The sequence below is a fragment of the Streptomyces botrytidirepellens genome (assembly GCF_003721215.1).
GTDB classification, from domain to species: Bacteria; Actinomycetota; Actinomycetes; order Streptomycetales; family Streptomycetaceae; genus Streptomyces; species Streptomyces himastatinicus.
Genome location: NZ_RIBZ01000421.1, coordinates 1 through 1,003, shown reverse-complemented (window position 1 = coordinate 1,003; position 1,003 = coordinate 1). Strand labels below are relative to the sequence as shown.

Genomic DNA, 1,003 nt, shown 5'->3' with positions numbered 1-1,003 from the left:
CGCGGGACGCCGCACGGACGGCGCGGGCACCGGCGCGGGCGCTGCCGACCGGGTGGGCGCGGGGGTGCGCGTCGGGGTGGGGCTCGGCGCCGGGGTGGCCGAAGGCGACGCGCTGGGCGTGGGTGTCGGCGCCGGGGTCGGCGTCGGTGAAGGAGTCGGCGTCGGTGAGGGCGTCGGCGTCGAGGTGGGGCTGGGTGTGGGCGTCGGCGTGGGGCTCGGTGTCGGGGTGGGGCTGGGTGTGGGCGTCGGTGTCGGCGTGGGGCTGGGCGTGGGTGTCGGCGTCGGCGTGGGGGTCGGCTTGGGCGGCGGGCACCAGCCGTACCGGAACCCGAGCCAACCCCGCCGCGCCGCCACCGACGCCCTGACGCACACACAGAAGCCCGGGCCGATCTGGACCCGCACCCGCAGCCTCAGCCTCGTACGCGACCCATGGTCCGCATCCCCGTCCCCCGTCCCCGCCCCGCTCCGGGCGTCGATCGTCCGCCGCGGGGCGGTGGTGGCGGCCGCCCGGCCGTCACCACCCCCGTCGGCCAAGGCTGTCGCCCCCGTCGAGGCGAGCAGCAGGGCCGTGGTCAGGACCCCCGCACGCCATGCGCGATGCCATCGATTCACGAGGAGATGTTCGGCCGAACAGGTCGCCGCCAGCCGTATGTGCCCAACTATTCGCCCGAATAGGGGAAAAGATGTGGAGGTTTCGGTGAGTGAGGTTTACGCGCGCAGATCCTTGGGGCGGGCCCGGTCCAGGATCGGGCCGGTGTCCGTCCCCGGCGGCAGGGTGCCGAACGCATGCCCCCAGTCCCCGTCCAGCCGGGAGGCGCAGAACGCGTCGGCGACCGCCGGGTGGCTGTACCGCACCAGCAGGCTGCCCTGGAGGACCAGCGTCATCTGCTCGGCGAGGCGGCGCGCGAGGACCTGGGCCCGCTGCGGATCCGCGAGCTGCGGCAGCAGCGCGCGCAGCCGGGCCGCGGCCGCGTCCAGCCGGGCGTCGGCACCTGCGGCGGCG

At 76.4% G+C, this 1,003-nt stretch carries 2 pseudogenes; both read right to left on the bottom strand.

Annotated elements, in window-relative coordinates:
• Window positions 1-313: pseudogene (locus EEJ42_RS31310) on the bottom strand (MSCRAMM family adhesin SdrC); the annotation flags it as partial.
• Window positions 314-708: 395 nt separating this feature from the next.
• Window positions 709-1,003, bottom strand: a pseudogene (locus tag EEJ42_RS31305) (DNA alkylation response protein); the annotation flags it as partial.